The sequence below is a fragment of the Pseudomonas sp. PA-4-8C genome (genome assembly GCF_021606625.1).
In the GTDB taxonomy this organism is placed as follows: domain Bacteria; phylum Pseudomonadota; class Gammaproteobacteria; order Pseudomonadales; family Pseudomonadaceae; genus Aquipseudomonas; species Aquipseudomonas lactis.
Genome location: NZ_WKCD01000578.1, coordinates 1 through 814, shown reverse-complemented (window position 1 = coordinate 814; position 814 = coordinate 1). Strand labels below are relative to the sequence as shown.

Sequence of the window (814 nt, the reverse complement as noted above, 5' to 3'; positions counted from 1 at the left end):
GTAGAGGGGAGCAATTGAATCCAGTTGACCTCGGCAGGCGCCTGGTCCAGGTCGATGCTCCCGCCCGCTTGCAGCACCCGTCGGCAGTTTAGAAGCCACTCGCCAAACCCGCGGGTACCTGCGTTTATCCAGCGCCATGGTTGGTTCAACTCACCGATGAGCGGGAACTGCTGGAGCACGTGTCCATCCCAGTCCACCAGTTGATTGCCTGCAAAGCCGAAGATGGCCTGCATAGGATCACCCAGCACGCAGGTAGGTAGTACCGCCGCGAGTGCGGTGACCAAGGCGTGCTGCACCAAGTTGCAGTCTTGGTACTCGTCGACGAGCAAGTGAGCATAAGTTGCCGCCAGGGTATCGCTCACATGCCCCGCTTGCACCAACGAGCAGGCTGCCAAGCGGATTGCGGGATAGTCAGCGCCTGGATTTCTCAGTTCAAGAATGGCAGCAGGTATCCCGCTTCGCTCTGGGAAGATACCGACCAAGCGCATGGCAAAACCGTCGAGGGTCGCCACGCGATACGCTGACGCTGGAACGCTGGCGCGTTGCATGCGCAGGCGTAGTGCGGCCACTCCCGCGTTCGTATGGGTCAGAATGAGAACAGGTTTGGCGCCGGTATGCTGGGTCAGCGTGTCCGCGATGAGTTGTGTCTTGCCACAGCCGGCTGGCGCCGTCACGGTTCCGCTGCGGAAGGCGAACAAATCGTACTCAGGCGGCATGGGCCCACCCGAATAACTGGCGGATTAAGGCAGTAAACCCAGCGTCCATAGCCTGGTAGACGGGCCCGACAATTTTCCGGGCAAGGATTTCGAATTTG

At 60.1% G+C, this 814-nt stretch carries 1 protein-coding gene; it reads right to left on the bottom strand.

Going from position 1 to position 814, the window contains the following annotated elements:
• Positions 1-716: UvrD-helicase domain-containing protein (locus GIW04_RS31080; RefSeq protein ID WP_236479657.1), on the bottom strand; the 716-nt coding region annotated here is incomplete at its 3' end.
• Between the last annotated feature and the right edge of the window lie 98 nt (positions 717-814).